Annotated in this window: 25 protein-coding genes and 1 riboswitch; of the genes, 16 read left to right on the top strand and 9 right to left on the bottom strand. The window is 72.4% G+C overall.

Features of this window, described 5'->3' with window-relative positions; genetic code table 11:
- Positions 1-13: 13 nt before the first annotated feature.
- A riboswitch (SAM riboswitch) is annotated at positions 14-143 on the bottom strand.
- Between the two features lie 142 nt (positions 144-285).
- The 3 genes from QCN29_RS12905 to QCN29_RS12915 all read left to right on the top strand — a co-directional run bounded on the left by QCN29_RS12905 (position 286) and on the right by QCN29_RS12915 (position 3,056).
- Entirely contained in the window at positions 286-1,236 is a 951-nt protein-coding gene (locus tag QCN29_RS12905; protein WP_279927999.1) for a glucosyl-3-phosphoglycerate synthase, read from the top strand.
- 39 nt (positions 1,237-1,275) lie between these two features.
- Positions 1,276-1,506 carry a hypothetical protein gene (locus QCN29_RS12910; protein ID WP_279928000.1) on the top strand — a complete coding sequence of 77 codons (231 nt, stop codon included), beginning with the start codon at positions 1,276-1,278 and terminating at the stop codon, positions 1,504-1,506.
- 68 nt (positions 1,507-1,574) lie between these two features.
- Entirely contained in the window at positions 1,575-3,056 is a 1,482-nt protein-coding gene (locus tag QCN29_RS12915) for an alpha,alpha-trehalose-phosphate synthase (UDP-forming) (protein ID WP_279928001.1), read from the top strand.
- A gap of 616 nt (positions 3,057-3,672) precedes the next feature.
- On the opposite strand, the gene otsB is transcribed toward QCN29_RS12915, so the two are convergent.
- The 3 genes from otsB to QCN29_RS12930 form a co-directional block, all read right to left on the bottom strand.
- Positions 3,673-4,527 carry a trehalose-phosphatase gene (gene otsB / locus QCN29_RS12920; protein WP_279928003.1) on the bottom strand — a complete coding sequence of 285 codons (855 nt, stop codon included), beginning with the start codon at positions 4,525-4,527 and terminating at the stop codon, positions 3,673-3,675.
- Between the two features lie 41 nt (positions 4,528-4,568).
- A complete protein-coding gene (locus tag QCN29_RS12925) occupies positions 4,569-4,913 on the bottom strand; it encodes a DUF3263 domain-containing protein (protein ID WP_398859186.1) in 345 nt (114 codons plus the stop codon).
- A 399-nt stretch (positions 4,914-5,312) separates the two neighbouring features.
- Positions 5,313-6,599, bottom strand: a complete 1,287-nt coding sequence (locus tag QCN29_RS12930; RefSeq protein WP_279928004.1) for an ABC transporter substrate-binding protein — start codon at positions 6,597-6,599, stop codon at positions 5,313-5,315.
- Between the two features lie 189 nt (positions 6,600-6,788).
- Between QCN29_RS12930 and QCN29_RS12935 the strand changes: the two genes are divergently transcribed.
- The 5 genes from QCN29_RS12935 (at position 6,789) to QCN29_RS12955 (ending at position 12,069) form a co-directional block, all read left to right on the top strand.
- Entirely contained in the window at positions 6,789-7,682 is an 894-nt protein-coding gene (locus tag QCN29_RS12935; protein ID WP_279928005.1) for an SIS domain-containing protein, read from the top strand.
- Between the two features lie 135 nt (positions 7,683-7,817).
- Positions 7,818-8,750, top strand: coding sequence for an ROK family protein (locus QCN29_RS12940; protein ID WP_279928006.1), 933 nt, complete (start codon positions 7,818-7,820; stop codon positions 8,748-8,750).
- On the top strand, positions 8,750-10,102 hold the full coding sequence (gene nagA, locus QCN29_RS12945; RefSeq protein ID WP_279928008.1) for an N-acetylglucosamine-6-phosphate deacetylase: 1,353 nt from the start codon (positions 8,750-8,752) through the stop codon (positions 10,100-10,102). The genes QCN29_RS12940 and nagA overlap by 1 nt, the downstream gene beginning before the upstream one ends.
- 152 nt (positions 10,103-10,254) lie before the next feature.
- The gene (locus tag QCN29_RS12950) at positions 10,255-11,196 is read left to right on the top strand and encodes a 1-phosphofructokinase family hexose kinase (protein ID WP_279928009.1); all 942 of its coding nucleotides are present in this window, start codon (positions 10,255-10,257) and stop codon (positions 11,194-11,196) included.
- 24 nt (positions 11,197-11,220) lie between these two features.
- Positions 11,221-12,069: a class II fructose-bisphosphate aldolase gene (locus QCN29_RS12955; RefSeq protein ID WP_279928010.1), complete on the top strand. Its 849-nt coding sequence runs from the start codon at positions 11,221-11,223 to the stop codon at positions 12,067-12,069.
- 18 nt (positions 12,070-12,087) lie between these two features.
- Here the strand turns inward: QCN29_RS12955 and QCN29_RS12960 are convergent, their stop codons facing one another.
- Both QCN29_RS12960 and cdgB read right to left on the bottom strand, forming a co-directional pair.
- On the bottom strand, positions 12,088-13,119 hold the full coding sequence (locus QCN29_RS12960; RefSeq protein WP_279928011.1) for a carbohydrate-binding protein: 1,032 nt from the start codon (positions 13,117-13,119) through the stop codon (positions 12,088-12,090).
- A gap of 115 nt (positions 13,120-13,234) precedes the next feature.
- Positions 13,235-14,962 (bottom strand): diguanylate cyclase CdgB, encoded by a 1,728-nt coding sequence (gene cdgB, locus QCN29_RS12965; protein ID WP_279928012.1) that lies wholly within the window; start codon positions 14,960-14,962, stop codon positions 13,235-13,237.
- A gap of 291 nt (positions 14,963-15,253) precedes the next feature.
- Between cdgB and QCN29_RS12970 the strand changes: the two genes are divergently transcribed.
- Complete coding sequence (locus tag QCN29_RS12970) at positions 15,254-15,820, top strand: flavin reductase family protein (protein ID WP_279928013.1); 567 nt, start codon at positions 15,254-15,256, stop codon at positions 15,818-15,820.
- Between the two features lie 460 nt (positions 15,821-16,280).
- On the opposite strand, the gene arfB is transcribed toward QCN29_RS12970, so the two are convergent.
- A complete protein-coding gene (arfB, locus tag QCN29_RS12975) occupies positions 16,281-16,715 on the bottom strand; it encodes an alternative ribosome rescue aminoacyl-tRNA hydrolase ArfB (protein WP_279928014.1) in 435 nt (144 codons plus the stop codon).
- Positions 16,716-16,892: 177 nt separating this feature from the next.
- Between arfB and QCN29_RS12980 the strand changes: the two genes are divergently transcribed.
- Positions 16,893-17,468: a TerD family protein gene (locus tag QCN29_RS12980; RefSeq protein WP_240138213.1), complete on the top strand. Its 576-nt coding sequence runs from the start codon at positions 16,893-16,895 to the stop codon at positions 17,466-17,468.
- Between the two features lie 122 nt (positions 17,469-17,590).
- Here QCN29_RS12980 and QCN29_RS12985 read toward each other — a convergent pair whose 3' ends face one another.
- Positions 17,591-18,988: a M1 family metallopeptidase gene (locus QCN29_RS12985; protein ID WP_279928015.1), complete on the bottom strand. Its 1,398-nt coding sequence runs from the start codon at positions 18,986-18,988 to the stop codon at positions 17,591-17,593.
- A gap of 60 nt (positions 18,989-19,048) precedes the next feature.
- Here QCN29_RS12985 and QCN29_RS12990 point away from each other — a divergent pair, with 60 nt between their 5' ends.
- Positions 19,049-19,546: a hypothetical protein gene (locus QCN29_RS12990; RefSeq protein WP_240138215.1), complete on the top strand. Its 498-nt coding sequence runs from the start codon at positions 19,049-19,051 to the stop codon at positions 19,544-19,546.
- 59 nt (positions 19,547-19,605) lie between these two features.
- On the opposite strand, the gene QCN29_RS12995 is transcribed toward QCN29_RS12990, so the two are convergent.
- Entirely contained in the window at positions 19,606-20,283 is a 678-nt protein-coding gene (locus QCN29_RS12995; RefSeq protein ID WP_279928016.1) for a pentapeptide repeat-containing protein, read from the bottom strand.
- Between the two features lie 142 nt (positions 20,284-20,425).
- Here QCN29_RS12995 and QCN29_RS13000 point away from each other — a divergent pair, with 142 nt between their 5' ends.
- Complete coding sequence (locus QCN29_RS13000) at positions 20,426-21,445, top strand: zinc-binding dehydrogenase (protein WP_279928017.1); 1,020 nt, start codon at positions 20,426-20,428, stop codon at positions 21,443-21,445.
- A gap of 42 nt (positions 21,446-21,487) precedes the next feature.
- On the opposite strand, the gene QCN29_RS13005 is transcribed toward QCN29_RS13000, so the two are convergent.
- The gene (locus QCN29_RS13005) at positions 21,488-21,958 is read right to left on the bottom strand and encodes a GNAT family N-acetyltransferase (protein ID WP_279928018.1); all 471 of its coding nucleotides are present in this window, start codon (positions 21,956-21,958) and stop codon (positions 21,488-21,490) included.
- Positions 21,959-22,179: 221 nt separating this feature from the next.
- Between QCN29_RS13005 and QCN29_RS13010 the strand changes: the two genes are divergently transcribed.
- The 4 genes from QCN29_RS13010 (at position 22,180) to QCN29_RS13025 (ending at position 26,234) form a co-directional block, all read left to right on the top strand.
- Positions 22,180-23,586 (top strand): NAD(P)/FAD-dependent oxidoreductase, encoded by a 1,407-nt coding sequence (locus tag QCN29_RS13010; protein WP_279928020.1) that lies wholly within the window; start codon positions 22,180-22,182, stop codon positions 23,584-23,586.
- 103 nt (positions 23,587-23,689) lie between these two features.
- Positions 23,690-23,986 (top strand): hypothetical protein, encoded by a 297-nt coding sequence (locus QCN29_RS13015; protein ID WP_279928021.1) that lies wholly within the window; start codon positions 23,690-23,692, stop codon positions 23,984-23,986.
- A gap of 161 nt (positions 23,987-24,147) precedes the next feature.
- Positions 24,148-24,489: an ArsR/SmtB family transcription factor gene (locus QCN29_RS13020; protein ID WP_240138264.1), complete on the top strand. Its 342-nt coding sequence runs from the start codon at positions 24,148-24,150 to the stop codon at positions 24,487-24,489.
- Positions 24,486-26,234 carry a SulP family inorganic anion transporter gene (locus tag QCN29_RS13025; RefSeq protein ID WP_279928022.1) on the top strand — a complete coding sequence of 583 codons (1,749 nt, stop codon included), beginning with the start codon at positions 24,486-24,488 and terminating at the stop codon, positions 26,232-26,234. Before QCN29_RS13020 ends, QCN29_RS13025 begins: the two co-directional genes overlap by 4 nt.
- Positions 26,235-26,355 lie beyond the last annotated feature (121 nt).

A 26,355-nucleotide genomic window follows, 5' to 3' on the forward strand; every position in this document is an offset into this window, starting at 1 on the left:
GCGAGGCCCTTTCTCCTCATCTTCCTCACGGCGCTTGTTCGCCGGGAGACGGAATTGGCACCGTCCCCACCGTGACCTCGCGGTCGGCGGGAGGGTTGCCGGGGCTTCAACGGGCCGTATCCCTCTGCCCCTCTGGATGAGCGGTATGTGGTTGTCGGCGCGGTGACCCCGACATGCGACGGTCATGCGCGTTGTTCAAGACTGTAACCGACGGCCCGGACGGTTGAGACAGCCGTCCGAACCGCGAGATGGATCACACGAGCGAGATTCAAGGGAGACGCGTCCGTGCTCGAAGAGGTGGAGCGCTGGCTGGCCCGCCGGTCCTGGTCGGCCGCCGACCGTCCGCTTGACCTGCTGCTCTCCGCAAAGCGTGCGGCCAAACCCGCGCCGACGGTGAGCGTCGTCCTCCCTGCCCTGAACGAGGAGGAGACGGTCGGCGGGATCGTCTCGGTGATCCGCCGCGAGCTGATGGAGGCCGCGCCGCTCGTCGACGAGCTGCTGGTCGTCGACTCGGGCTCGACCGACCGCACCGCCGAGACGGCCGCGGCGGCCGGCGCGCGCGTGGTGCACCGGGACGCGATCCTGCCGCGAATACCGGCGCTGCCGGGCAAGGGGGAGGTGCTGTGGCGCTCGCTGCTGGCGACCTCCGGCGACATCGTCTGCTTCGTCGACGCGGACCTCAGGGACTTCTCCGCCGACTTCGTCTCCGGGATCGTCGGACCGCTGCTGACGGACCCGGACGTGCAGTTCGTCAAGGCGATGTACGACCGTCCGCTGGGTGAGACGCGGGGCCAGGGCGGCCGGGTGACCGAGCTGGTGGCCCGTCCGCTGCTGAATCTGCACTGGCCGCAGCTGGCGGGGTTCGTCCAGCCGCTGGGCGGGGAGTACGCGGCGCGCCGCTCACTGCTGGAGCGGCTGCCGTTCCCGGTGGGGTACGGGGTGGAGCTGGGGCTGCTCGTCGATGCGCTGCACACGGTGGGCCTGGATGCGCTGGCGCAGGTGGACGTGGGCGAGCGCAAGCACCGGCACCAGGACGGGCAGGCGCTGGGCCGGATGGCCGCGGCGATCTACCGCACGGCCCAGCTGAGGCTGTCGCGCGGCCATCTGGTGCGGCCGTCGCTGACGCAGTTCGAGCGGGGCGAGTCGGGGTTCACCCCGCGGACGTATGCGGTGGACACCGAGGAGCGGCCGCCGATGCGCGAGATCGGCGAGTACGCGGCGCGCCACGCGGCATGAGCCGGAATCAGCTGTTCTTTTTGTCTACATTTCCTACTTATGGGAGTGCATAAGTGGTGGAAGCGACTGACGACGGTCGCGCTGGCTCTCGCCGCCCCCGCCGCCCTCGTCTGCATGGACGCCGGGGCGGCGGCCGCGGCCGGACGCGGCCGGCTGGCCGACGCCGGGGGCGCCGCCGAGCGGCTGTGGCTGCTGGGCGGCGTCGCACTGAGTCTGACCGCGGCCGGGGTGGTGGCGGTCGCGGCGGCACGCGGCCGGGATCACCGCTGAGGGGCGCGGACGCGCCAGAGGGCCGTACGCACGTTTGAGGGAATGTGCAAGGGGCTAGGTACCGGCACATGGCAGCCATTGCTACCGAACGCGCGTTTGAAGTACTGGTCGCGTCCAACCGCGGCCCGGTGTCCTACGCGGTGCGCGAGGACGGCTCGCTCGACGCACACCGGGGCGGCGGCGGCCTGGTCTCGGGCCTCTCGGCGATCGGGCCCGAGATACAGCCGCTGTGGGTGTGCGCGGCGCTGAGCGACGGCGACAGGGAGGCGGTGCGGCGCACAGTGTCGGAGCCGGGCGTCCGGATGCTGGACATCGACGCCCATGTCCACTTCGACGCCTACAACGGCATCGCCAACTCGGTGCTCTGGTTCCTCCACCACATGCTCTACCAGACACCGCTCGAACCGGTCTTCGACGCGGAGTTCCGGCGTCAGTGGGGCGCCTACGAGTCCTACAACCGCGCCTTCGCCGAAGCGCTCGCGGCGCAGGCGGCCGAGGGCGCAGCGGTGCTGGTGCAGGACTACCACCTGGCGCTGACTCCCGGGATGCTGCGGGAGCTCCGGCCGGATCTGCGGATCGGGCACTTCTCGCACACGCCGTGGGCGCCGCCCGAATACTTCCGGATGCTGCCGGACGACATCGCGGAACAGCTGGTCCGCGGGATGCTGGGGGCGGACCGGCTGGGATTCCTCACCTGGCGGTGGGCGTCGACGTTCATGAAGTGCGCGGAAGGCGTGGCCGACGATGTGCGGGCGGTCTTCCCGCCCGGCGGGGAGGGGCGGAGCCTGCTCGAACACGGGGCGGGCGCGGGCCACACGGAAGGCGGTCTGCGGCGCGAGACGGACATCTCGGTGTACGGGCTGGGCGCGGACGCCGACTTTCTGCGCCGCCGCGCCCATGAGCCGGATGTCGCCGACCGCATGGCCGTCCTGCGGGAACAGGTCGGCCCCGGCCGCAAGGCGATCGTCCGAGTGGACCGGACGGAGCTGTCCAAGAACATCGTGCGGGGCCTGCTGGCGTACCGCACCCTCCTGGAGGAGCACCCCGAGTGGCGCGGCCACGTCGTCCACCTCGCCTTCGCGTACCCCTCGCGGCAGGACCTCGCCGTCTACCGGGACTACACGGCGGAGGTCCAGCGGCTGGCCGACGAGATCAACGCGGTATTCGGGACGCCGGACTGGACGCCGGTCGTCCTCCATGTGAAGGACGACTTCGCCCGCTCCCTGGCGGCGTACCGCATGGCCGACGTGGCCCTGGTGAACCCCGTCAGGGACGGCATGAACCTCGTCGCCAAGGAGATCCCCGTCGTCTCGGACGACGGCTGCGCGCTGGTGCTGTCGCGGGAGGCCGGGGCCTACGAGGAGTTGCACGAGGACGCCCTGCCGGTGAACCCCTACGACGTGACCGCGACGGCGGACGCGCTGCACCGCGCCCTGACCATGCCGGCGGGCGAGCGCGCGGAACGCACGAAGCGGCTGGCGGCGGGGGCGACGGCGATGGGGCCGCGGAAGTGGTTCCTGGCGCAGCTGGAGGCCCTGCGGGCGGGCTGACCCGAACCGGGGGCTCCGCCCCGGACCCCGTGCGGGGGCTCCGCCCCCGGACCCCCGCTCCTCAAACGCCGGAGGGGCTGCATTTCCGGCCCCACGCCCCAAACACCGACGAGACGGGAACGCACCGCCCCCCACGCCCCAAACACCCGAGGAACTGCATCTCCGGCCCCACGCCCCAAACACCGACAAGGCCGGAACGTACCGCCCCCCACGCCCCAAACACCCGAGAGACTGCATCTCCGGCCCCACGCCCCAAACACCGACGAGGCCGGAACATACCGCCCCCCCACGCCCCAAACACCCGAGGGGCTGGACTTCCAGCCCCCACGCCCCCAACCACCCCCGGCCGCCTCGAAGGGGCCCAAGAGGCTGGTTCCTCACACCCCCGACGGGCTGGACAATCCACCCCGTTGGGGGTGCCTCTGGGGTACCCCCCGGATGGAGTCCGGGGAAGGTAGCCAGGAGAGTTCGAGGCCACCGTCGAAGGCCGCGCCGGGATCGGGCGGCGCGAAGCCGCCGCCCCCGTGGGGCGCGGGGCGGCAGCCCCGCAGCCCCTCCCCCGGAGGGGTCCGGGGGCTTGCCCCGGGTTTCGGGAAGGGGCGGGATCGGGGAAACGTCAGAGCTGCTCCGCCAACGACGCCAGGAACTCGACCACCGCCGACGGCCCCCGCAGCACCAGGTCCGCGCGGGCGGCAAGTTCGGGCGCCTCGGCGCTGGCGCTGCAGACCAAAAGGCCCGGGACTCCCTCCTCGCGAAGGGCGTCGACCGCGGCGAAGGCGGGCAGATCTCCGAGGTCGTCGCCCGCGTACAGCACCGCCTCCGCCCCCGTTCCGCGGACATGGTCGGCCAGCGCCTTGCCCTTGTCCGTGCCGGGCGGGCGCAGCTCCAGGACCATGCGGCCCGGTTCGAGGACGAGGCCGTGGCGGGCGGCGAGCAGGGCGAGGGGGTCCCGCAGGGCGGCGAAGGCGGCCTGCGGGTCGTCGGCGCGACGGGTGTGGACTGCGACGGCGTGCCCCTTCTCCTCGATCCAGATGCCCGGCGGGGCGTCGATCTGGTCGAGGTAGCCGGGGAGTTCACCGCGTGCGGCGGTGACTCCGGGGTGCGGGGCAGGGGCGTGGACCTCGCCGCTGACGGCGTCCCAGCGCTCCGCGCCGTAATGGCCGAGGACGACCAGGTGGTCCAGGCCCCTCACACCCGCGAAGCCGCCGTAGCGGACGGCGACCTCCGCCGGCCGGCCGGTGATCACGGCGACGGAGGCGACCTTGGGGGCGAGCACGGCGAGGGCGGGGACGGCCCGGGGGTGGGCGCGGGCCTGTTCGGGGTCCGGCACGATCTCGGCGAGGGTGCCGTCGAAGTCGAGGGCGACCGCGGTCCGCGCGGGCCGGGCGAGGATCGCGGTCAGGCCCTCACGCCCGGCCTGCGTGGACGGCGTCGGCAGCGGACCCGTGTAGGCGTGCGGGGAGCTCTCCATGACTCCGACCCTAGCGGCGACATCGGCGGCGACGCGCCGCCTCAGCGCTGACCGCGGCGGGAATCCCTGAGTCTGCGCAGCCGGTTGACCGTGACCGGGTCGCAGGCAAGCGCCCGCTCGTCGTCCAGGAGGGCGTTGAGGAGCTGGTAGTAGCGGACGGGCGAGAGGCCGAGCCGCTCCCGGACGGCCCGCTCCTTCGCGCCGGGCCCGGACCAGGAGCGGCGCTCCATGGCGAGCACGGCGCGGTCCCGTTCCGAGAGGCCGCCGGCGTCTGCGGGGGCGGCCCGGGAGGCCGCCTCGTGCGCGGCTTCGGGGACGGCCCCCGAGAGGCCCGCGGGGACGTCCGCGACAGCACCCTCGGGGCCGTTCCCGGCGGCTTCCGCCAAGCCGTCCCCGGTTGCCCCTATGGGGACGTCCGCGGCGGCGTCCTTGGGGACGCCCGAGGCGGCACCCTCGGGACCGTTCACGGCAGCGTCCTCGGGGCCGTCCCCGGCGGCAGCCACGGCGGCCCCCTTGGGGACGCCCGAGGCGGCGCCCTCGGGACCGTCCGCGACAACCCCCGCGGAACCATCCGAGGTGAAGCCCTCAGGGACGCCCGCGGCGGCTTGCCCCAGGCCGTCCCAGACTGCCCCCACGGGGACGCCCGAGGTGAAGCCCTCGGGACCGTTCACGGTTGCCCTCTCGGGGACGTCCGCGGCAGCGCCCACGGGGACGTCGTCCTCGGCATCGGCGGTCATACGGGCCAGCCTATCCGCCGCTCGACGCCCGCCCGCCCGGCCGACCGGCTACTCCGCCTGCTCCGCGACCTCCGCCTCCCGCCCTATCCGCCCCAGGACGGACGCGGGGTTGCCGCCCGGCTGCACGGCCTTGCCGATGGTCGTCTTGATGCTCTCGCTGACCTTCGCCCATGACGTCTTGCCGACGGGCGGCAGCACCGAGGACGGCAGCTCCTTCAGAAACGGCTGCAGCTCCTTGTGCGCGGCGTTCTGCTCCATCGCCTCGGAGGCGGAGACGGTGACCGGCAGCAGATCGTTGTCCCCTGCGAACCTCAGCACGTTCTCGTCGCTGAAGACGAAGTCGAGGAACGCGCCGACCTCCTTGCGGTGACCGTTCTGCTTGAAGCCCATGATCCAGTCGGCGACGCCCATCGACGACTTCGGCTTGCCCTCCTTGCCTGGCAGCGCCACCATGCCGAACTCCACGCCCGCCTTCCCGGCCGCCTGCATCAGGGAGGGGTGGCCGTTGAGCATGCCGACCTCTCCGCGGGTGAAGGCGGTGAAGGCGTCCTTGCGGTTGAGTTCGCCGGGGGCGACCGGACCGGTCAGCTTCTCGTCGACAAGGTTGTCCTTCAGCCACTGGAAGGTGTCGATGTTCTCCTGGCTGTCTATGGAGTACTTGCCGACCGGGTCGACATAGCCGTCGCCGCCGCTCAGCAACCACATCATCGTCTCGGCCTGGGCCTCCTCGGGACCGAGCGGCAGTGCGAAGGGGTACTTGGCGTCCGTCTTGTCCTTCAGCTTCTCCGCCGCGCTCTTCAGGTCGGCCCAGGTCTTGAGGTCCGCGCCGTCGACTCCGGCCTCGGCGAACAGCTCCTTGTTGTAGAAGAGAAGCCGGGTGGAGGCGACGAACGGCAGCCCGTACTGCACGAGTTTCATCTCGCCCGCGTCGGCCAGCGGCCCCAGGAAGTTGGACTGGACGGGGATGGAGAGCAGCTGGTCGGCGCTGTAGAGCTTGCCGGCGGCGGCGTAGTCGGCGTACGCGCCGATCTGCGCGACATCCGGCGCCTTGCCCGCCTTGACCATCTCGGCGACCTTGCGGTCGACGTCGCTCCAGGACTCGATCTGGACGTCGACCTCGATGCCCGGGTGCTGCTTCTCGAAGGCGGCCGTCAGGTCGGCCCAGTACTTCTTGCTGTTCTCGCCCCCCGCCACGTCGTAGTCGGCGGCGACCAGCTTCAGCGTGACGTCGCCAGACCCGCCGGAACCGCCGCAGCCCGCGAGGACTGCCGTCATGGTCAGTGCGGCGGCCGCCGCGGTCAAACCCAAGAAGCGCCGCTGCACAGCTCTCCCCACCCTCTGTTCACTCGAAATCAGCTGCGATTTTCTCCCATGTGCGGGTAGGAGGTCTACACCACCCCCCGCTTCGGCGGAAGGGGGCGGGGAGCAGGCGGCCGAGTACGCCGTTGCCCACAGGCCGGGCCGACTGCTAAGCAACTGCCGGTACGCACCCACCCGTACGCACACCGCGAGGAGTTTCCGCGCATGTCCCGCACCGCAGCAGAGATAGCCGCCCAGCCCGCCTGCTGGCGCAGGGCGGCCGAGGCCGCCGCCGTCTTCGAGGGGCTTCCGCAGCCGGGTGAGCGGGTCGCCGTCACCGGGTGCGGGACGTCGTGGTTCATGGCGCTCGCCTACGCCGCGCTGCGGGAGGCCGCGGGGCAGGGCGAGACGGACGCCTTCGCCTCCTCGGAGTTCCCGCGGGGCCGCTCGTACGACCGGGTGATCGCGATCACCCGGTCGGGTACGACGACGGAGGTCCTCGACCTGCTTGCCGCCCTCAAGGGCGCCGTGCCCGTGCTGGCCCTGACCGCGGACCCGAAGACGCCGGTCATGGAGGCGGCGGACGCCGTCGCCGTACTGGACTGGGCGGACGAGGAGTCCGTCGTCCAGACCCGGTTCGCCACCACGGCGCTGGCGTTCCTGCGCGCCGGTCTCGGCCCCGTGCCGGGTGTGAAGCCGGTGGCCGAGGCGGCGGTGGACGCCGAGCTGGCGCTCACCGAGCCGCTTCCGGAGGCGGCCGCAACCGCCGAGCAGTGGACGTTCCTGGGCCGCGGCTGGACCTATGGCCTGGCGCTGGAGGCGGGCCTGAAGATGCGTGAGGCGGCGGGCGCGTGGACGGAGGCGTATCCGGCGATGGAGTACCGCCACGGGCCGATCTCGATCACCGGGCCGGGGCGGGTGACCTGGGTGTTCGGCCCCGTGCCCGAGGGGCTGGCGGCCGATGTCACCCGCGTCGGCGGCACCCTGGTCGCCCATGGGGCGGCGGACCCGCTCGCGGATCTCATCCGCGCCCAGCGCCTGGCCGTGGCCCTGGCGGAGTCCCGGGGTTTTGACCCCGACCGGCCCCGCAATCTCACTCGGAGCGTGATTCTCTCCTGAAGCCCGGGAGCCCCCGAAGGGGCTGTGAGGAGCCCGTCCTGAGCGCTCTCAGGGCGGGCTCCCGTTTGTAAGCAGGCGCAACAATCCCTCCATAGTGGACTAGACCTTTCCCCCGCGGGGCGTCAGACTGTCCCCGTGAGACACGTCATCGCCCTCGATGTGGGCGGCACCGGGATGAAGGCCGCCCTCGTCGCGGCCGACGGCACGCTGCTGCACGAAGCGCGGCGCGCCACCGGCCGGGAGCGCGGCCCGGACGCCGTCGTCACCTCGATCCTCGACTTCGCCGCCGACCTCCGCGCGTACGGGACCGAGCGCCTGGGCCGTCCCGCCGACGCCGCCGGGGTCGCCGTCCCCGGCATCGTCGACGCCGGCCGGGGCATCGCGGTCTACGCCGCGAACCTCGGCTGGCGCGACGTCCCGCTGCGCGCCCTGCTCGCCGAGCGGCTCGGCCGGGTACCCGTCGCCCTCGGGCACGACGTGCGCACCGGCGGCCTCGCCGAAGGCCGCGTCGGCGCGGGCAAGGGCGCGGACCGCTTCCTGTTCGTGCCGCTGGGCACCGGGATCGCCGGAGCCATCGGCATCGCCGGAGCCATCGAGGCCGGAGCCCACGGCTGTGCGGGAGAGATCGGGCATATCGTCGTCCGCCCCGGCGGCCCCGCCTGCGGCTGCGGCCAGCGCGGCTGCCTGGAGACCCTCGCCTCCGCCTCAGCCGTCACCCGCGCCTGGGCGGACGCCTCGGGCGACCCGGACGCCGACGCGGCCGACTGCGCCAAGGCCGTCGAGTCCGGCGACCCGGCCGCCGTACGCGTCTGGCGGAACGCCGTCGACGCGCTCGCCGACGGGCTGGTCACGGCGCTCACCCTGCTGGACCCCCGCACGCTGATCATCGGTGGCGGTCTCGCCGAGGCGGGAGAAACCTTGTTCACACCCCTGCGGGCCGCGGTCGAACGCCGCGTCACCTTCCAGAAGCTGCCCTCCATCGTCCCGGCAGCCCTCGGGGACACCGCCGGATGCCTGGGCGCGGGGCTGCTCGCCTGGGATCTACTCGCCACGGAGGTAACAGCCTGATGGCCGCAAGCGCCACCCGCGCCCACACCGGAGACCAGGCGCAGACCGGGGCCGCCGGATCAGCCGGGGACCGTACGGCTGCCGGAACCACCGGGGCCGCCGGATCAGCCGGGGACCGTACGGCTGCCGGGTCCGCCGGAACTGCCGGGTCCGCCGCGGACCCCGCCCCCGCCGAGGACCGCGCACGGCAGAACGGCCGCACGCACGACGGCCGCACGACGATCCTCACCGGCGCCCGCGTGGTGCTGCCCACCGGCGTCGTCGACAAGGGGCGGGTCATCGTCGAGCGCGGCCGCATCGCCGGCGCCGCGCACCCCGACGCCCCGGCGCTGGATCTGTCCGGGCACTGGATCGTCCCCGGCTTCGTCGACATCCACAACCACGGCGGCGGCGGGGCCTCCTTCACCTCCGGCGCCGCCGAGGACGTGCTGCGGGGCGTGGCGACCCACCGCGAGCACGGCACCACCACCCTGGTGGCCTCCACCGTCACCGGCGATCTGGGCTTCCTCGCCCACCGCGCCGGCTTCCTCGCGGAACTCGTCGAACAGGGCGACCTCGCGGGCATCCACTTCGAGGGCCCGTTCATCTCGCCCTGCCGCAAGGGCGCGCACAGCGAGGCGCTGCTGCGCGACCCGGACCCCGCCGAGGTGCGCAAACTGCTCGACGCCTCCCGCGGGGCCGCCAGGATGGTCACCCTCGCCACCGAGCTGCCCGGCGGCATCGACTCCGTGCGTCTGCTCGCCGAGCACGGCGTGATCGCCGCCGTCGGCCACACCGACGCGACATACGAGCAGACCGTCGAGGCCATCGAGGCGGGCGCGACGGTCGCCACCCATCTGTTCAACGCCATGCCCCCGCTCGGCCACCGCGCCCCCGGCCCGATCGCCGCGCTGCTGGAGGACGAGCGGGTCACCGTCGAGCTGATCAACGACGGCACGCATCTGCACCCTGCCGCACTGGAGCTGGCGTTCCACCGCGCGGGCGCGCGGCGCGTCGCGTTCATCACCGACGCGATGGACGCGGCGGGTTTTGGCGACGGCCGCTACCAGCTCGGCCCGCTGGAGGTCGAGGTCAGTCAGGGTGTGGCGCGGCTGGTCGAGGGCGGCTCCATCGCGGGTTCCACGCTCACCCTGGACACCGCCTTCCGACGGGCCGTCACCGTCGACCGGCTGCCGGTGGAGGATGTCGTCCAGGCCATTTCCGCCAACCCTGCACGGCTGCTCGGGATATACGACACCGTAGGCTCTCTGGAGCCCGGCAAGGACGCCGACCTGGTGGTTCTGGACGACTCATTCACTCTCAAGGGCGTGATGCGCAAGGGCGAATGGGTGATTGAGCCCCAAGTAGGGTGATTTCCGAGCAACTTATGGCAAGGCGGTTGATCCAGGGGTCTGGGCCAACCGCCTTCCGTTTGGCATGATCAGGGCCCGTACATCAGCGCGCAGGCACAACAGCGCACAGCACGGCAGCACGGCAGCACGGACGTCCGCGGGGGTGAAGAGAAGTGATCCTGACGGTCACGCTCAACACCGCCCTCGATCTCACCTATCACGTCCCGGCACTGACCCCGCATGCCGCCCATCGGGTGACCGAGGTCCGCGAACGGCCCGGCGGCAAAGGGCTCAACGTCGCACGGGTGCTCGCCGCGCTGGGCCGCGAGACCGTCGTCACCGGCTTCGCAGGCGGCCCCACCGGCGCGCTGGTGCGCGAACTGCTCGCCTCCCCCGCACAGCAGACGCCGGCCCCGTATGACGCGCTGCTCCCCATCGCCGGGCCCTCCCGCCGCACGATCGCCGTCGTCGACGGCACGACCGGGGACACCACCCAGCTCAACGAGCCGGGCCCGGCCGTCACCCCGCAGGAGTGGACGGCCTTCCTCGACGCGTACGGCGCGCTGCTGCGCGACGCCGAGGCCGTGGCGCTGTGCGGCAGCCTGCCGCCCGGCATCCATGTCGGGGCCTACGCGGAACTGGTGCGGCGCGCCCGCTCCGCAGACGTCCCCGTACTGCTGGACACCAGCGGCGAACCGCTGCGCCGCGGCATCGCCGCCCGCCCCGACCTGATCAAGCCCAACGCCGAGGAACTCGCCCAGCTCACCGGCGCCCGCGAACCGCTGCGCGCCACCCGCGACGCCCGCCGCCGCGGCGCTCACGCCGTGGTCACCTCGCTGGGCCCGAAGGGTCTGCTCGCCCTCACATCTGACGGGGTGTGGCAGGCGAAGCCCCCGGCGCCGGTGCGGGGCAACCCCACCGGCGCGGGCGACTCCGCGGTCGCGGGTCTGCTCTCCGGGCTCGTCGACGGCCTCGACTGGCCCGGTCGGCTCGTCCGCGCCGCCGCCCTGTCGGCGGCCACCGTCCTCACCCCCACGGCAGGCGACTTCGACCGCGAGGCGTATGAGTCCCTGCTGTCCCGCATCACCGTCACGGAGTCCCCCACACCCTCGTAACAGGCGCAGAAGGCAGGGAGCGGCATGACACTCGTCACCACCGGTGAGCTCGTCTCGGCAGCCGCGGCAGAGGGCCGGGGCGTCGCCGCGTTCAACGTCATCACCCTGGAGCACGCCGAGGCGATCGCGGCCGGGGCCGAGCAGGCGGCCGCCCCCGCCATCCTTCAGGTGTCGGAGAACGCGGTGCGGTTCCACGGCGGACGGCTCGGTCCGATCGCCGCCGCGGCGGCGGCCGTGGCCCGCGCCTCCTCCGCGCCGCTCGCCCTCCACCTCGACCATGTCGTCTCGCCCGCCCTGCTGCACGCCGCGCATGACGAGGGCTTCAGCTCGGTCATGTTCGACGCCTCGAAACTGAGTTACGACGAGAACGTCAAGGCCACCGCGGAAGCCGTCCGCTGGGGACACCGGCAGGGCATCTGGGTCGAGGCGGAGCTCGGGGAGGTCGGCGGCAAGGACGGCGGGGCCCCGCTCGAAGCACACGCCCCCGGGGCGCGGACGGACCCGGCGGAGGCCGCCGCGTATGTCGCCGGCACCGGCGTCGACGCACTCGCCGTCGCCGTCGGCTCCGCACACGCCATGACGGAGCGCACCGCCGCACTGGACCACGAGCTGATCGGCAGGCTGCGCGACGCGGTGCCGGTGCCGCTGGTGCTGCACGGGTCGAGCGGCGTGCCGGACGGCGAACTGCGCGCCGCGCTCTCCGCGGGCATGGTCAAGATCAATGTCGGCACGGCGCTGAACGCGGCCTTCACGGGTGAGGTGCGCGCCTTCCTGGACGCGAACCCCGGCGTGGTCGACCCCCGGAAATACCTCGTCCCGGCTCGCGAGGCGATGGCCGGGACGGTGGCGGAGTTCCTGGGTCTGCTCGGCTGAGCGGCAGCCGAGCGGCGGTCAGCCGGCCTGACCGGCCTTCAGCCACACCTGGTCGAGATACGCCTCGCACTGATCGCCCTGCTCGCAGGAGATCCTGAGGTCGTTCTTGCCCTTGTCGAGGTTGACGTAGGAGTACGTGCGGGTCCAGCCCTTCTCCCAGTCGCCCTTCTTGGCCTTGGCGAAGTTCGACATATTGATCGAACGGGGGTCGCCGTCGTTGATCGTCAGCGAGGTCTTGGCGTCCTTGCCGGGGACGCCGTAGGTGATGAACAGCGTGTACTCGCCGGCCTCCGGCACCTCCACCGACCAGCTCGCGGAGCCGCCGACGCCGTTGAACACCACATACGCGCCGTCCGCGCCCTTGGCCCCCTTGACGTCCGTGGCGAGCGCCGCGGGCGGCCCCAGGGTCAGGGTCGCCGCGTCCTGCTTGGGCAGCTCGGTCGGGGGCGCTGAAGGCGAGGGCTCGCCGTCCGCGCTGGGCTCGACGGACTCGGCGGCGGGCGTCTCGCCCGCGGGGTTCCGGGAGGTGCCGCCGGCCTTGTCGTCCTCCTCGCCGCCCTTGGTCATCAGCGCCGCGGTGATGCCGACGACGACCACCGCGACGACGGCGATCGCGCCGATCAGCAGCCCCTTGGTGTTCGGGCCGCCGCGACCGCCGCCCTGCCCCGGCGTGCCGGCCGGAGGCTGGCGCCGGACGCCCGCACCGCCCCCGTAGGTCTCCGGGGCGGCGTACTGAGCGGTCGGCTGCTGCCCGTGCTGGGCCTGCTGGCCGTAGGAGGCCTGCTGCCCCTGCGGGACCTGCTGGCCGTAAGGGGGCTGCTGGCCGTAGGGAGGCTGCTGCTGCGGGCCGTACGCACGGCGCTCGCCGACCGTGCGCACCTGGTTGTACGAGGTTCTGGGGACCCCCGGCTGCTGCGCGGCGGGACCCGGGTAGCCGTATCCGCCGCCCTGACGGGGCGGGTTGGCGCCCGATGCCTGCCCGTCCGCGTACAGGTAGCCGAACGGGTCGTCGTCCTCGGGCGTGCTCGCGCCGTTCTTCGCGGCCGTCATCCCTAGTCACTCCTTACCCTGTCGTCGGCACAATGCCGACGCGGGCGAGCCTACCCGGTTCGGAGTAACGCAAGGGGCCAGGTTTGACGCAGCACGCGGCTTTGTCCCCTCGGACTCATCCCGCCCTGCGGTGGACCTTGGCGCGTGACCGCTTCTCCACGTACATCCGCTGGTCCGCCGAGGTCAGAATCTCGTCCACGGTCATTCCGCACTCCGCCCAGCCGATGCCGAAGCTCGCGCCGACGCGCACGCCGCGGCCGCCCACCCTGATGGGCAGGATGATCGCGTTCCGGAGGCGTACGGCCAGGTCTGCGGCGTCGGCCGCCCCCAGGCCGTCGGCGAGGACGACGAATTCGTCACCGCCGAGCCGGGCGACCGTGTCCCCTTCCCGTACGCCGGTGGTGAGCCGCCGGGCGACCTCGACCAGGACGGCGTCCCCGGTCTGGTGGCCGAAGCGGTCGTTGATCGACTTGAAACCGTCGAGATCGCAGAAGAGGACCGCGAGCCCCTTGGCGCCGTCGTCGACCTCGGCGTCGGGGGCGACGGCGTGGACATGGTGGTCGTACGCGCCGGAGGAGGCGACCGCGAATCCGTCGCTGCGGAAGTGCCGGGGGTCGCCGTGGTCGCCCTCGTATCGCTCGTAGTTCTCGTAGTTCTCGTAGCTCTCGTAGTACGGCGTGTCGTAGGCGTCGTGCGCCTCGTACGCGTCGCCGTAGGCGTCAGGGTGGCCGGACTCACCCGGCCGGGCGCGCGCGGCAGGCGGCCGTTCACACAGCCGGGCGCTGAGGCGGGCGCGCAGCTCGGCGCTGTTGGGCAGACCGGTGAGGGAGTCGTGCGAGGCGCGGTGGGCGAGCTGGAGCTCGTGCCGCTTGCGCTCCTCGATGTCCTCGACGTGGGTCAGCAGGAAGCGGGGGCCGTCGGCGGTGTCGGCGACGACGGAGTTCCGCAGCGAGACCCAGACATAGCTGCCGTCACGCCGGCAGAGGCGTATCTCGGCGCGGCCGCCCTCGGCGGAGGTGCGCAGCAGGGTGCCGACGTCCTCGGGGTGGACCAGGTCGGCGAAGGAGTAGCGGCGCATCGCGGAGGCGGGTCGGCCCAGCAGCCGGCACAGTGCGTCGTTGGTCCGCAGCAGCCGGCCGTGCTGGTCGCCCCCCATCTCGGCGATCGCCATGCCGCTGGGCGCGTACTCGAACGCCTGCCGGAAGGACTCCTCGCTGGCGCGCAGCGCCTGCTGCTCGCGCTCCAGGCGGACCAGCGCGCGCTGCATGTTTGCACGCAGCCGGGCGTTGCTGATCGCAATCGCGGACTGGGAGGCGTACATCTGGAGCGCCTCCTGGCCCCAGGGGCCGGGGCGGCGGCCGTTCCGGGGACGGTCGACGGAGATGACGCCGAGGAGCTCGCGGGTGCCGCCGGAGGTGTACATCGGGGCGTAGAGCCGGTCCTGCGGGTGCCACTCGTCGTCGAAGCGGGGCTCGGGGCCGTCGGTGTGCCACTGGGGGACGTCGTCGTCCATCAGCACCCAGCCCTCGGTGTGCGGTATGAACCGCAGGTCCCCCCATGCCTCCCCCATGGACAGCCGGCGCTCCCAGGAGGGCCGGGAGCCGACGCGGCCGGTGATCAGGGCCTCGGCAGCGGCGCTGCCGGCGAAGGCGGCGACGACGAGATCGCCGTCCGGGCGCACGAGGTTGACACAGGCGAGTTCGTAACCGAGTCCGGCGACGATTCCGTCGGCGACGGCCTGCAGTGTGTCGGCCAGGCTCCGGGCCGTGTTGAGATCCGTGACGACCTGGTGCAGCTGCCGCAGGGTCGCAAGGCGGACATAGGGCTCCGACTCGGTCTCCATCGTTCGCTCTCCCCGAGACCTCGACAGCAACTCCAGGGTTCTCATCGGCGTTCTTGTTGCGGTAACCCGGCCACTGAATCACAGCGCGCTGCTCACTCGGTACACAGGGTCAACAAATAGTGCCCTCTGTGAGTCAAGTCACACAAGATGACTAAGGTGTGCCCGCAGGGCCCTTGCTCCGCCGCAACCTTATGGAACGCAAATGGAACGCAAATCCGGGACAGCGGTCCTAGGACCCTCCTGGTCCCCTGGCCCGATGCGGGCGGTCAACGGCGGAGTTAGCGTTCCGGTGTGCCGCAGACGATCGCAACCTCCGCCGAATCCGCCGCCGTCCCGCATGCTGAGGGGGTGAGCGAAGAGCAGTTCCGCGCGGCCATGTCACGGCTCGCCGCGGGCGTGGTGCTGGTCACGGCCCAAGAGCCTCCGCTGAGCGAGGACGGCCCGCGCGGGGAGGACGTGGGCATGACCGCGACCGCCTTCATGTCGGTCTCCCTGGACCCGCCGCTGGTCATGGTGAGCCTGCGCAACGGCTCCCGCATGGACGACCTGCTGACCGAGCAGCCGCTGTGGGCGGTCTCCGTGCTCGCCGAGGGCCAGCGGCATATCGCGGGCCGCTTCGCGATGAAGGGCCGCATCAGCGACCGGCTCCTCTTCCAGGAACTCGCGTTCACGCGGGGCGCGCTCACGGACGCCCCTCTCATCGGCGGCGCGCTCGCCGCGCTCGAATGCCGCACGGAACGACGCGTGGTCGCCGGGGACCACACCCTGGTGATCGCCCGCGTCCTGTCCACCACCCTGCCGGCGGCGGGCGACGCCCCGCTGACGTACTTCCGCGGCCGCTACCGCCATCTGTCCTGAGGCCCGGTCGAGTCCTTTCCCACCCGCCCGCCCTTTGGCGTGGGGGTACTCCGCACCCCACTCCCGGAGCCAGCCCCTGCGTCGCCCGCGCGGCGAAAGCCCGCAACCCCGGGGAAGGCACAGCCCCGCGCAGGGAACCCGCAGGACCGGTGAACCCGCACGGCGGCCCGCGCCTCGGGGCGTGTCCCGACCAGCGGAACCCGCAGGACCGGTGAACCCGCACGGCCGCCCGCGCCCCGGGGCGTGTCCCGACCAGCGGAACCCGCGCGACCCCGGAAGCCCGCACGACGAAACCCGCGCACCGAGGCCGCCCGGCACAAAGCACCCCACAACTCAGGGGCGGGCGGGTGGGAAACGCCCCGCGTGGGCGGCGCGCCGGGCGGGCGAGTGCCCGCGGCGCAAGGGGGCGGGCGGGGCAGACCCCGCCCGGGGGGCGTGGGGGTACTGCGCCCCCACAGGGCTACCAGTCGTGGCCGCTGCGGCCCCGCTTCGTCTCTGCCCGCCGCTTCTTCTCCCGCAGCCGCCGCTCGTTGATCCCCCGGGGGATCTTCGTCGCCCGCCGCGCCTTCGGCGGCGGCCCCGTCACCTCCGCCAGCAGCGCGGCCATCCGCACGGCCGCCGCCTCGCGGTTGCGCCACTGCGAGCGGTGCTCCGAGGCGCGCACCACGACCACCCCGTCCCCGACGAGCCGCCGCCGCTCGGCCAGCCGGGCCAGGGCGCGCTGCTTCCACACCTCAGGCAGCGCCTCGGTCCTCGCCAGGTCAAAACGCAGCTCCACCTGCGAGTCACTGGTGTTGACATGCTGGCCGCCCGGCCCCGACGACCGTGAGAAACGCCAGTTCAGCTCGGCCTCCGGAAGGGAGACCGAGCCACGGATGAGATAGGGCCCGGACATGGCTCCATGGTCGCCCCCGCACACCGCTCCCGTCATCTCCTTTACCCGCCAGGATGGGTATGCGCTCCGCGTGGAACCCGGCGGTCCCTGCTCGCGTTATGACGGGTGACGGTAGCTTCGACGGTGCTTCGGCAACGCCGAGGCATCCCGCACACCACTCACGAAGGGGACATCCCAATGGCAGTAAGCCTGTCCAAGGGCGGCAACGTCTCGCTCACCAAGGAGGCGCCGGGCCTCACCGCCGTGACCGTCGGCCTTGGCTGGGACGTCCGCACCACCACCGGCACCGACTTCGACCTCGACGCCTCCGCCATCGGCGTCAACCCGGGCGGCACCGTGGCCTCCGACGCCCACTTCGTCTTCTTCAACAACAAGTCCACACCGGACCAGAGCATCGTCCACACCGGCGACAACCGCACCGGCGAGGGCGGCGGCGACGACGAGCAGATCAACGTCAATCTCGCCGCGCTGCCCGCCGACGTCGACAAGATCGTCTTCCCGGTCTCCATCTACGACGCGGTCAACCGCTCGCAGAACTTCGGACAGGTGCGCAACGCCTACATCCGCATCGTCAACCAGGCCGGCGGCAGCGAGATCGCCCGCTACGACCTGAGCGAGGATGCCGCCACCGAGACGGCCATGGTCTTCGGCGAGCTGTACCGCCACGGCGCCGAGTGGAAGTTCCGTGCCGTCGGACAGGGTTACGCCTCCGGCCTGGAGGGCATCGCCCGCGACTTCGGCGTGAACATCTGAGGCGTCTGAGACGTCTGAGGCACCTCAGGCATCTGAAAGGCCTGAACGTCCGAACGCCGAAAGCGACTGGACATACCGGCTGCCCGGCCGCCCGGGCCCCGAAAAGGGCCCGGGCGGTTTCGTCACGGCAGCTCGGACGGCTTCTCGTCCCCGTACAGCCAGACGTCCCACACCTGGCTCAGATCCTCGCCCGACTCCTCCTCGGCGTACCGGGTGAAGTCCGCGGTGGACGCGTTGCCGTGGCGGTACGTCTCCGCCCAGCCCCGCACGATCCCGTCGAAGACCTCCGCCCCGACGGCTTCGCGGACCTGGTACAGGACCATCGCCCCGCGCCCGTACACCGGATCCCCTGAGACGTCCTCCGCGGACGGCGGTTCGGCGGGCGGAAAAGCCCAGTTGGCGTCGGCCTGGAAGGCGGCCTGGAAGCTCTCCTCCAGGGGCACGCCCTCCTGCTCCTCCCGCCACAGCCACTCGGCGTAGGTGGCGAAGCCCTCGTTGAGCCATATGTCCTGCCAGGACTTCGGCGAGACGGAGTTGCCGAACCACTGGTGGGCCAGCTCGTGCACCACCGTGTGGACGTCGAACTGCTCCTGCGGGAAGACCGGTCGGGTCTGGGTCTCCAGCGCATAGCCGACGTCGTCGGAGGCCACGACGATCGCCCCGGAGGAGAGGAAGGGATACGGCCCGAAGGTGTCCGTCCCCCACTGGGTGAGCTCCGGAACGCGCGCCAGCAGCTCCTTCGTCTCCGGGTCGTCCGCCAGGGCCGCGGCCACGGCCGTGTGCACCGGCAGCGCGCCCGCCGTGCGTGCGTCGAGGGTCTCGTAGCGGCCGATGGCGACGGTGGCGAGATAGCTCGCCATGGGCTGCGCCGCCTGCCAGAAGAAGGTGGTGCGGCCGTCGCGCGTGGACCGGTTGAAGTGATCGCCGTTGGAGACGGCTGTCAGCCCCTCCGGCACGGTGACCTCGATGTCATAGGTCGCCTTGTCCGACGGATGGTGGTTGCCGGGGAACCACGCCATCGAACCGCTCGGCTCCCCCACGGCCAGCGCCCCGCCCCCGGACGTCCGCAGCCAGCCCTCCTCGGAGCCGTCCGGATCGGTGATCGTGCGCGGCACTCCCGAGTAGCGCACGACGGCATGGAACTGAGCGCCCTCCTCGATGTCGTCGCGGGGTCGCAGGGTCAGCTCGTCGCCGGCCCGGTTGACGCGCGCGCGGTCGCCGTCGACGCGCGCGCTCTCGACCGTCATCCCGTGGAAGTCCAGATTGAAGGCGCTCAGGTCCTGGGTGGCGCGGGCCGTGATCTCCGCGACGCCGCTCAGCCGGCCGGAGTCGGGGTCGTAGTCGAGGGCAAGCCTGTAGTGCCGGACGTCGTATCCGCCGTTGCCGAGCCTGGGGAAGTACGGGTCGCGCACTCCGGCGGCCCCCGGCGTCCCCTGAACCCCCAGACTCCCCGTGCAGCTCACGGTCAGGAGCAGCAGGGCCAGGGCGGGGGCAAGCCGGGCGGCGCGGCGCAGTCTCACGCGATGATCCTATGCAGGTCCCCGCACGACGGCGCAGGTCCGGCGTGACACCATCGGCCCGTGCTCGACATCGGCTACTCCCTCTCCCGCCGCTTCCCCGACCCCCCGCAGACCGACTACCGCCTCGCGGACGTCCACGCCCTGCGCCATGACCTCTTCTGCGGCGACGTCTATCTCGCGGACGCCAAGGCGGACCGCGAGGTGTCCACAGCCTGGGGATGGGTGCCGGTGCTCGACTTCGCCTGGGCGCTGTGCGACATCGTCGAGCAGCTCGACCGCGACCCCCTCGGCAGCCGCGCCTCCCGCCCCCAGTACGCCGAGCTGGACTTCACCGAGACCGCGGACCGAATGCTCTTCGAGCGCCGCTTCGGCTGGGTGGACGTGGAAGCGGAGTGGCTGCCGGGCGGTGAGCCGCCCCTGACCTTCAGCCATGCCGAACTGCGCCGCGAGGCCCGCGACTTCCTCCACGACCTGATCGCGGACCTCTGCGACATGCACGAGGGCCTCGCCGACAACCCGGCGATCTGGGACCTGCAGGCCCGCTTCCCCCGCGTTTAGCCCGTCGGCCCGCCTCCGCCCGCCAAGGGCTCTCCGCCGGCTAGGGGGGGCTCCACTCGCTAGGGGCTCTGCACCCGCACCCCGATCTGCGCCGCGAACGCCCCCGCGAGCTCCACCAGCTGAGCGGGGCTGATCACCGCCCCCGCCAGCCGGTCCACCCCTCTGGCGATGTCCAGCTCCGCGACCGCCCTCAGATCCACGTCCGTCATCCGCGCGCCGCCGAAGTCGACCTGCCGCAGCGCGCAGTCGCGGAACTCGACCCGCTCCAGCACCGCGCCCCCGAAGTCCGGCTCCACCAGCACACACCCCTCGAAGACGACGTCCTTCAGCCGTGCCGCCCGCAGATTCGGATAGTCGATCTTCCCGCCTCTGAACAGCACCCGCTCCAGCACCGCGCCATGCAGCTGCGCACCGCCCAGCCGTGCGCCGCGCACCTCCACATCGCGCAGCGACACACCGCCGAGATCCGCGCCCACGCCCCGAACGTCCTCGAGAACCGAGTCGATGAAGCGCGCGTTCGTCAGCTCCGCCTCGTCCACCGTGCAGTCGCGGAGGGCACAGTCGATAAAGCGTGTCCCGGCAGCACGCTGCCCGGTCAGATCGAGGCCCCGGAACTCCAGCCCGTCGTAGTCGCCGTCCGCCTCGAGACTCCCCCCGTCGTCAAACGTCTCCAGCGGCGGAAGCCGCACCTCCGGCATCCGTGCCGCCGCCACCCTGCGTTCTGTGCTGCCAGCCATGTCCCCATGGTGACGCCTGCCACTGACAACGGGCTTGACCTCAACCTCGCTTGAAGTCAAAGGCTGGTTCCCGTAGCCCGCTGCAACCCCCGTAGCCCGCACCAATCCCCGCAGCACTCACCGCACAAGGGAGCCAGCCGCCATGCACGCCATCCGCCTCCACGCCTTCGGTCCGGCCGAGAACCTCGTCCACGAACGGACCGAGGACCCCGCCCCCGCACCCGGCCAGGTGCGCATCGAAGTCGCCGCCGCGGGCGTCCACCTCCTGGACGCCTCACTGCGCGAGGGCGCGCCTGGCCCCTTCCCCGCCCCGCCCGAGCTGCCGACCATTCCGGGCCGGGAGGTCGCGGGCACGGTCGACGCCCTCGGCGAGGGCACGGATCCGGCATGGCTCGGCAAGCGGGTCGTCGCCCATCTGGGCATGGCCCCCGGGGGCTACGCGGAACTCGCCGTCGTCGACGCCTCCCGCCTCCATGAGATCCCCGAAGGGCCTCACGGCCTGGACGAGGCCGAGGCGGTCGCCATGATCGGCACCGGCCGTACGACCATGGGCATCCTGCAGTTCGCCGACCTCGGCCCGGACGCGATCGCCGTCGTCCCGGCCGCGGCAGGCGGCATCGGCACCCTGCTCGTGCAGTACGCGAAGAACGCCGGGGCCGCCGTCATCGGCCTCGCGGGCGGCCCTGCCAAGACGGCCCGCACCACCGCGAACGGCGCGGACCTCGCCGTCGACTACACCCGCCCCGACTGGCAGCGGCACGTCCGCGCCCACCTCCGCGAACGGCTGGACGGCCGCCGCGCCACGGTCGTCTTCGACTCCGTCGGCGGGGACACCGCCCGCGCCGCCGTCGACCTGCTCGGCAAGGGGGGCCGACACCTCGTCTTCGGCTGGAGCAGCCAGGGCCTGACCGACGGCGCCCCGCTGACCTTCACCGACGAGGAACTCGCCGCCCGCGGCATCGTCTCCGAGAGCGTCCTGGGCCCCGCCATGCTCGCCAAGGCCGGCGGAGACATCCGGGTCCTGGAGGAACGCGCCCTCGCCGAGGCGGCGTCCGGACGGCTGCGTCCCGCAGTCCAGCGCTACCCGCTCGCCCAGGCGGCCAGGGCCCACCGGGACCTCGAATCCCGCCGCACGACGGGCAAGGTCGTCCTCATCCCCTAGCCGCCCAGGGCTACGCCCCCAGCATCCCCTAGCGGCCCAGGGCTACGCCCCCAGCCGCTTGAGCGCCTCGTCGGTCAGCCGGTACACGGTCCACTCGTCCTGCGGACGCGCGCCCAACGCCTCGTAGAAGGCGATCGAGGGGGCGTTCCAGTTCAGCACCGACCATTCCAGGCGCTCATAGCCGCGCTCGACGCAGATGCGCGCCAGCTCGGCCAGCAGGGCCTTGCCGTGTCCGCCGCCGCGCGCCTCCGGGCGGACGTAGAGGTCCTCCAGGTAGATCCCGTGCACACCGCGCCAGGTGGAGAAGTTCAGAAACCACAGCGCGAAGCCCACGGTCCGCCCGGAGCCGTCCTCCGCGATATGCGCGAAGGCGGCGGGCCGCTCGCCGAAGAGCGCCTCGCGCAGTTGCTCCTCACCCGCGCGGACCTCGTGCAGGGCCCGCTCATACTCGGCAAGCTCGCAGACCATTCGGTGGATCTCGGGGACGTCGGCAGGAACGGCGGTACGAATCATGGGTGCAGCCTGCACGGCCGGGGGACTGCCGCGCCAGCCGATTCCGCACGGTGGACAACCGGACCTCGCCCGGCCCGTCCTCACCGTCCGCGGCATTCCAGCCGCCGCCGGCACAGGGCCTCCGTGAGGCGCCCAGTCTCGATCACTCGGGAATGCCATGGACGGAGTACCCTCCCGCCACACGGATTCACTCCCGTCCACTTCCCCGGGGCAGAGGCGACATGAGCAGCACAAACGGCGGCACCGTCAACGGCGGCATATCGTTCTGGTACGCGCAGGAGGGCATCCCCGCCCCGCGGGAGCCGCTGCCCGGCGACGCCTCCGCGGACATCTGCATCGTCGGCGGCGGATACACCGGCCTGTGGACGGCGTACTACCTCAAGAAGGCCGTGCCCTTCCTCAACATCACCGTCCTCGAAGCGGCCTTCTGCGGATACGGGGCCTCCGGCCGCAACGGCGGCTGGCTCTACAACGGCATCGCGGGCCGCGACCGCTACGCCCGGCTGCACGGCCACGAGGCCGCCGTCCGCCTCCAGCAGGCCATGAACAGCACCGTGAGCGAGGTGACCGACGTCTGCGCGGCCGAGGGCATCGACGCCGACATCCACCGGGGCGGGGTGCTGGAGGTCGCGTACACCCCCGCCCAGCTGGAACGCCTCAAGACCTTCCACTCCGTGGAGATCGCCTTCGGCGAGAAGGACCGTCTGCTGCTCGGCGCACGCGAGACCGCCGAACGCGTCCGCGTCACCGGCGCGGTCGCCTCCAGCTGGACCCCGCACGGGGCCCGGCTGCACCCGGTGAAGCTCGTCAAGGGCCTCGCAGCGGCCGTCGAAGCCCTCGGGGTCACCATCCACGAGTCGACCCCGGTCACCGAGATCCGCCCCAAGCACGCCGTCACCCCGTACGGCACGGTCCGCGCCCCGTACGTCCTGCGCTGCACCGAGGGCTTCACCGCCAACCTCAAGGGCCAGAAGCGGACCTGGCTCCCCATGAACTCCTCGATGATCGTCACGGAGCCGCTCCCCCGCACCGTCTGGGACGCCATCGGCTGGGACGGCCGCGAGACCCTCGGCGACATGGCCCACGCCTATATGTACGCCCAGCGCACCGCCGACGACCGCATCGCCCTCGGCGGCCGGGGCGTCCCGTACCGCTTCGGCTCGCGCACCGACAACGACGGCCGCACCCAGCCCACCACGGTCGACGCCCTGCGGGACATCCTGGTCCGCTTCTTCCCCACCACGGCGGGCGTCCGCATCGACCACGCCTGGTCGGGCGTCCTCGGCGTCCCCCGCGACTGGTGCGCCACGGCCACCCTGGACCGCTCCACCGGCCTCGGCTGGGCCGGCGGCTACGTCGGCTCCGGCGTCGCCACCGCCAACCTCGCGGCCCGCACCCTGCGCGACCTGATCCAGCAGGACTCCGGCCAGTCCGGCCCCACGGACCTCACGGCCCTCCCCTGGGTCAACCACAAGGTCCGCAAATGGGAGCCGGAGCCGCTGCGCTGGCTGGGCGTCCACACCCTGTACGCGGCCTACCGCAACGCGGATCACCGGGAGTCCACGACCCACACCGCGACGACCCACCCCCTGGCGCGGACAGCCGACCGGCTGTCGGGCCGCCGCTGACCGACACCGGCCACTCCGCCTCCTATGACTTCCAGCGGCTGCTGGGGGCATGGCTCGCCCTCGCAGGCACGTGGGGGCTCGCGGCAAACCTGTGGCGTCTGCTATGAGCAGGCGCACGCTTGCGGTCTCCGCCGCCTACGTCGCCCTCGGATGCGTCTTCGTCGCCTTGATGCACCGGCATGCTCCGGGCAACACCGCGCTCGCGGCCCTGATCTGGTTCTGGCCCGCTGTGCTGGTGCGCCTCAGGAACCAGCGCCGCCCCCGTCGGCATGAGTGCGGCGGCCGCGCGGCCCTCGTCCGTCAGCGCGCCGAAGCCGCCGCCCTCGGGGACTGCTCCAAGGTCACGGAGTGCAACGTCGAGATCAGGAACCACGCCGACCGCCCGGAGGTCACCGAATAGGCCTCGACCTCGCAGGCATGCGGGGGCTACTCCCGGGGTCGGTTTCCGATCGATAGACTCTATGAATTGCAAAATTCTGCAATTGCTTACATGCTGGGTTCGTCGTGCCCGCAGGTAGCCGCGGGCACGACGTCAGCGCGCGGGTGGAGGGTCAGGAGTTCGTGTCGGTTCCGCTGTACCAGGCCAAGGCCGAGTTCTTCCGGATGCTGGGGCACCCCGTGCGCATCCGCGTGCTGGAGCTGCTCCAGGACGGGCCGCGGCCGGTGCGCGAGCTGCTCGGGGCGATCGAGGTGGAGCCGTCCAGCCTGTCGCAGCAGCTGGCGGTGTTGCGCCGCTCCGGGATCGTGCGTTCCACGCGCGAGGGGTCCACGGTGGTCTACGCACTGGCCGGCGGGGACGTGGCCGACCTGATGCGGGCGGCGCGGCGGATCCTGACCGAGATGCTGGCGGGACGGCATGAGCTCCTTGCCGAGCTGCGGGAGTCCGAGGTCGCCGCACCATGAGTTCCGCAATCAGCCGGGCGTGGAGGCCGGTGCGCTCCCTGCTGCCCGTCCGCGCCGACCTCCAGGCCATGGCCCGCAGTCCCCGGCGGGATCTCCTTGCCGGTCTCACCGTGGCGGTCGTCGCGCTGCCGCTCGCACTGGGCTTCGGCGTCTCCTCCGGCCTCGGCGCCGAGGCCGGCCTGGCCACCGCGGTCGTGGCGGGCGCCTTGGCGGCGATCTTCGGGGGCTCGAACCTGCAGGTCTCCGGGCCGACCGGGGCGATGACGGTCGTCCTGGTCCCGATCGTCGCCCAGTACGGCCCCGGCGGTGTGCTCACCGTGGGGCTGATCGCCGGCGTGCTGCTGATGGCGCTCGCGCTGCTGCGGGCGGGCAAGTACATGCGGTACGTGCCCGCGCCGGTGGTGGAGGGCTTCACCCTCGGCATCGCCTGTGTGATCGGCCTGCAGCAGGTCCCCAACGCTCTCGGGGTGCCCGCGCCGGAGGGGGAGCGCGTCCTCCTCGTCGCCTGGCACGCCCTGACGGATTTCGCGGGGACGCCGAACTGGACCGCCCTCGCCCTGGCCGCGGGCGTCGCCGCGGTCATGCTGCTGGGGGCGCGTTGGCGGCCCACGGTGCCGTTCTCGATCCTTGCGGTGATCGCCGCCACCGCCGCGGCGCAGCTCTTCCACCTGGACGCGGCGGCCCCCATCGGGGACCTCCCGTCCGGGCTGCCCGCGCCCTCCCTGGCGTTCCTCGACCCGGGCGCTCTGTCCTCGCTGCTCGCCCCGGCAGTGGCGGTGGCCGCCCTCGCGGCCCTGGAGTCGCTGCTGTCCGCCACTGTGGCGGACGGGATGACCGTGGGCCAGCAGCACGACCCGGACCGGGAGCTGTTCGGACAGGGCGTGGCCAATCTGGCCGCGCCCCTGTTCGGCGGCGTCCCCGCGACGGCCGCGATCGCGCGGACCGCGGTCAACGTCCGCACGGGCGCCGGCTCACGACTCGCCGCGCTGACGCACGCGGCCGTACTGGCGCTGATCGTCTTCGCCGCCGCGCCCCTGGTCTCCAGAATCCCGCTGGCCGCGTTGGCCGGCGTGCTGCTGGCGACGGCTGTCCGCATGGTGGAGGTCGGCTCGCTCAGGGCCATGGCCAAGGCCACCCGCTCGGACGCACTGGTCCTCGTCCTGACGGCCGTCGCGACCCTCGCGCTGGACCTGGTCTACGCGGTGATCCTGGGCTTGCTGACAGCCGGAGCCCTGGCACTGCGCGCCGCGGCCGGGCAGGCCCGCCTGGACCAGGTGGACTTCCTGCCGGAACTGCCCGGCGAGCACAGCGAGGAGGAGCGGCGGCTGCTGGCCGAGCACATCGTCGCGTACCGCATCGACGGGCCGATGTTCTTCGCCGCGGCCCACCGCTTCCTGCTGGAGCTGTCCGAAGTCGCCGACGTACGCGTGGTGATCCTGCGGATGTCCCGGGTGTCGACGATCGACGCCACCGGCGCCCTGGTGCTCAAGGACGCCGTGGAGAAGCTCAACCGGCGCGGCATCGTCGTGATGACGTCCGGCATCCGGGAAGGGCAGCGCCAGGTGCTCGACTCCACCGGCACTCTCGATCTGCTGCGGCGGGAGGGCCGTGAGTTCACCGACACGCCGGCGGCCATCGAAGGAGCCCGCGCCTATCTGAAGGGCGCCGGGGTGCTGCCCGTCCCCTCCCCCCGGAAGCCACCCGCTCACAAGCCGTCCGCCGTCGGCGAGGAAGCAGCCCGATGAGCACCGCTCCTGCTCCCGACCGCCTCGTCGAGGTCACCGGGGCCGAAGCCCAGTGGCCGCTGCAAGACGCGCGCACGGGGCGGCTCATATGTCCGAGGCGGGAGGCGCCCGCCGTCCGCCC

Origin of the sequence: Streptomyces chengmaiensis, from assembly GCF_029846775.1 — a bacterium.
GTDB classification, from domain to species: Bacteria; Actinomycetota; Actinomycetes; order Streptomycetales; family Streptomycetaceae; genus Streptomyces; species Streptomyces chengmaiensis.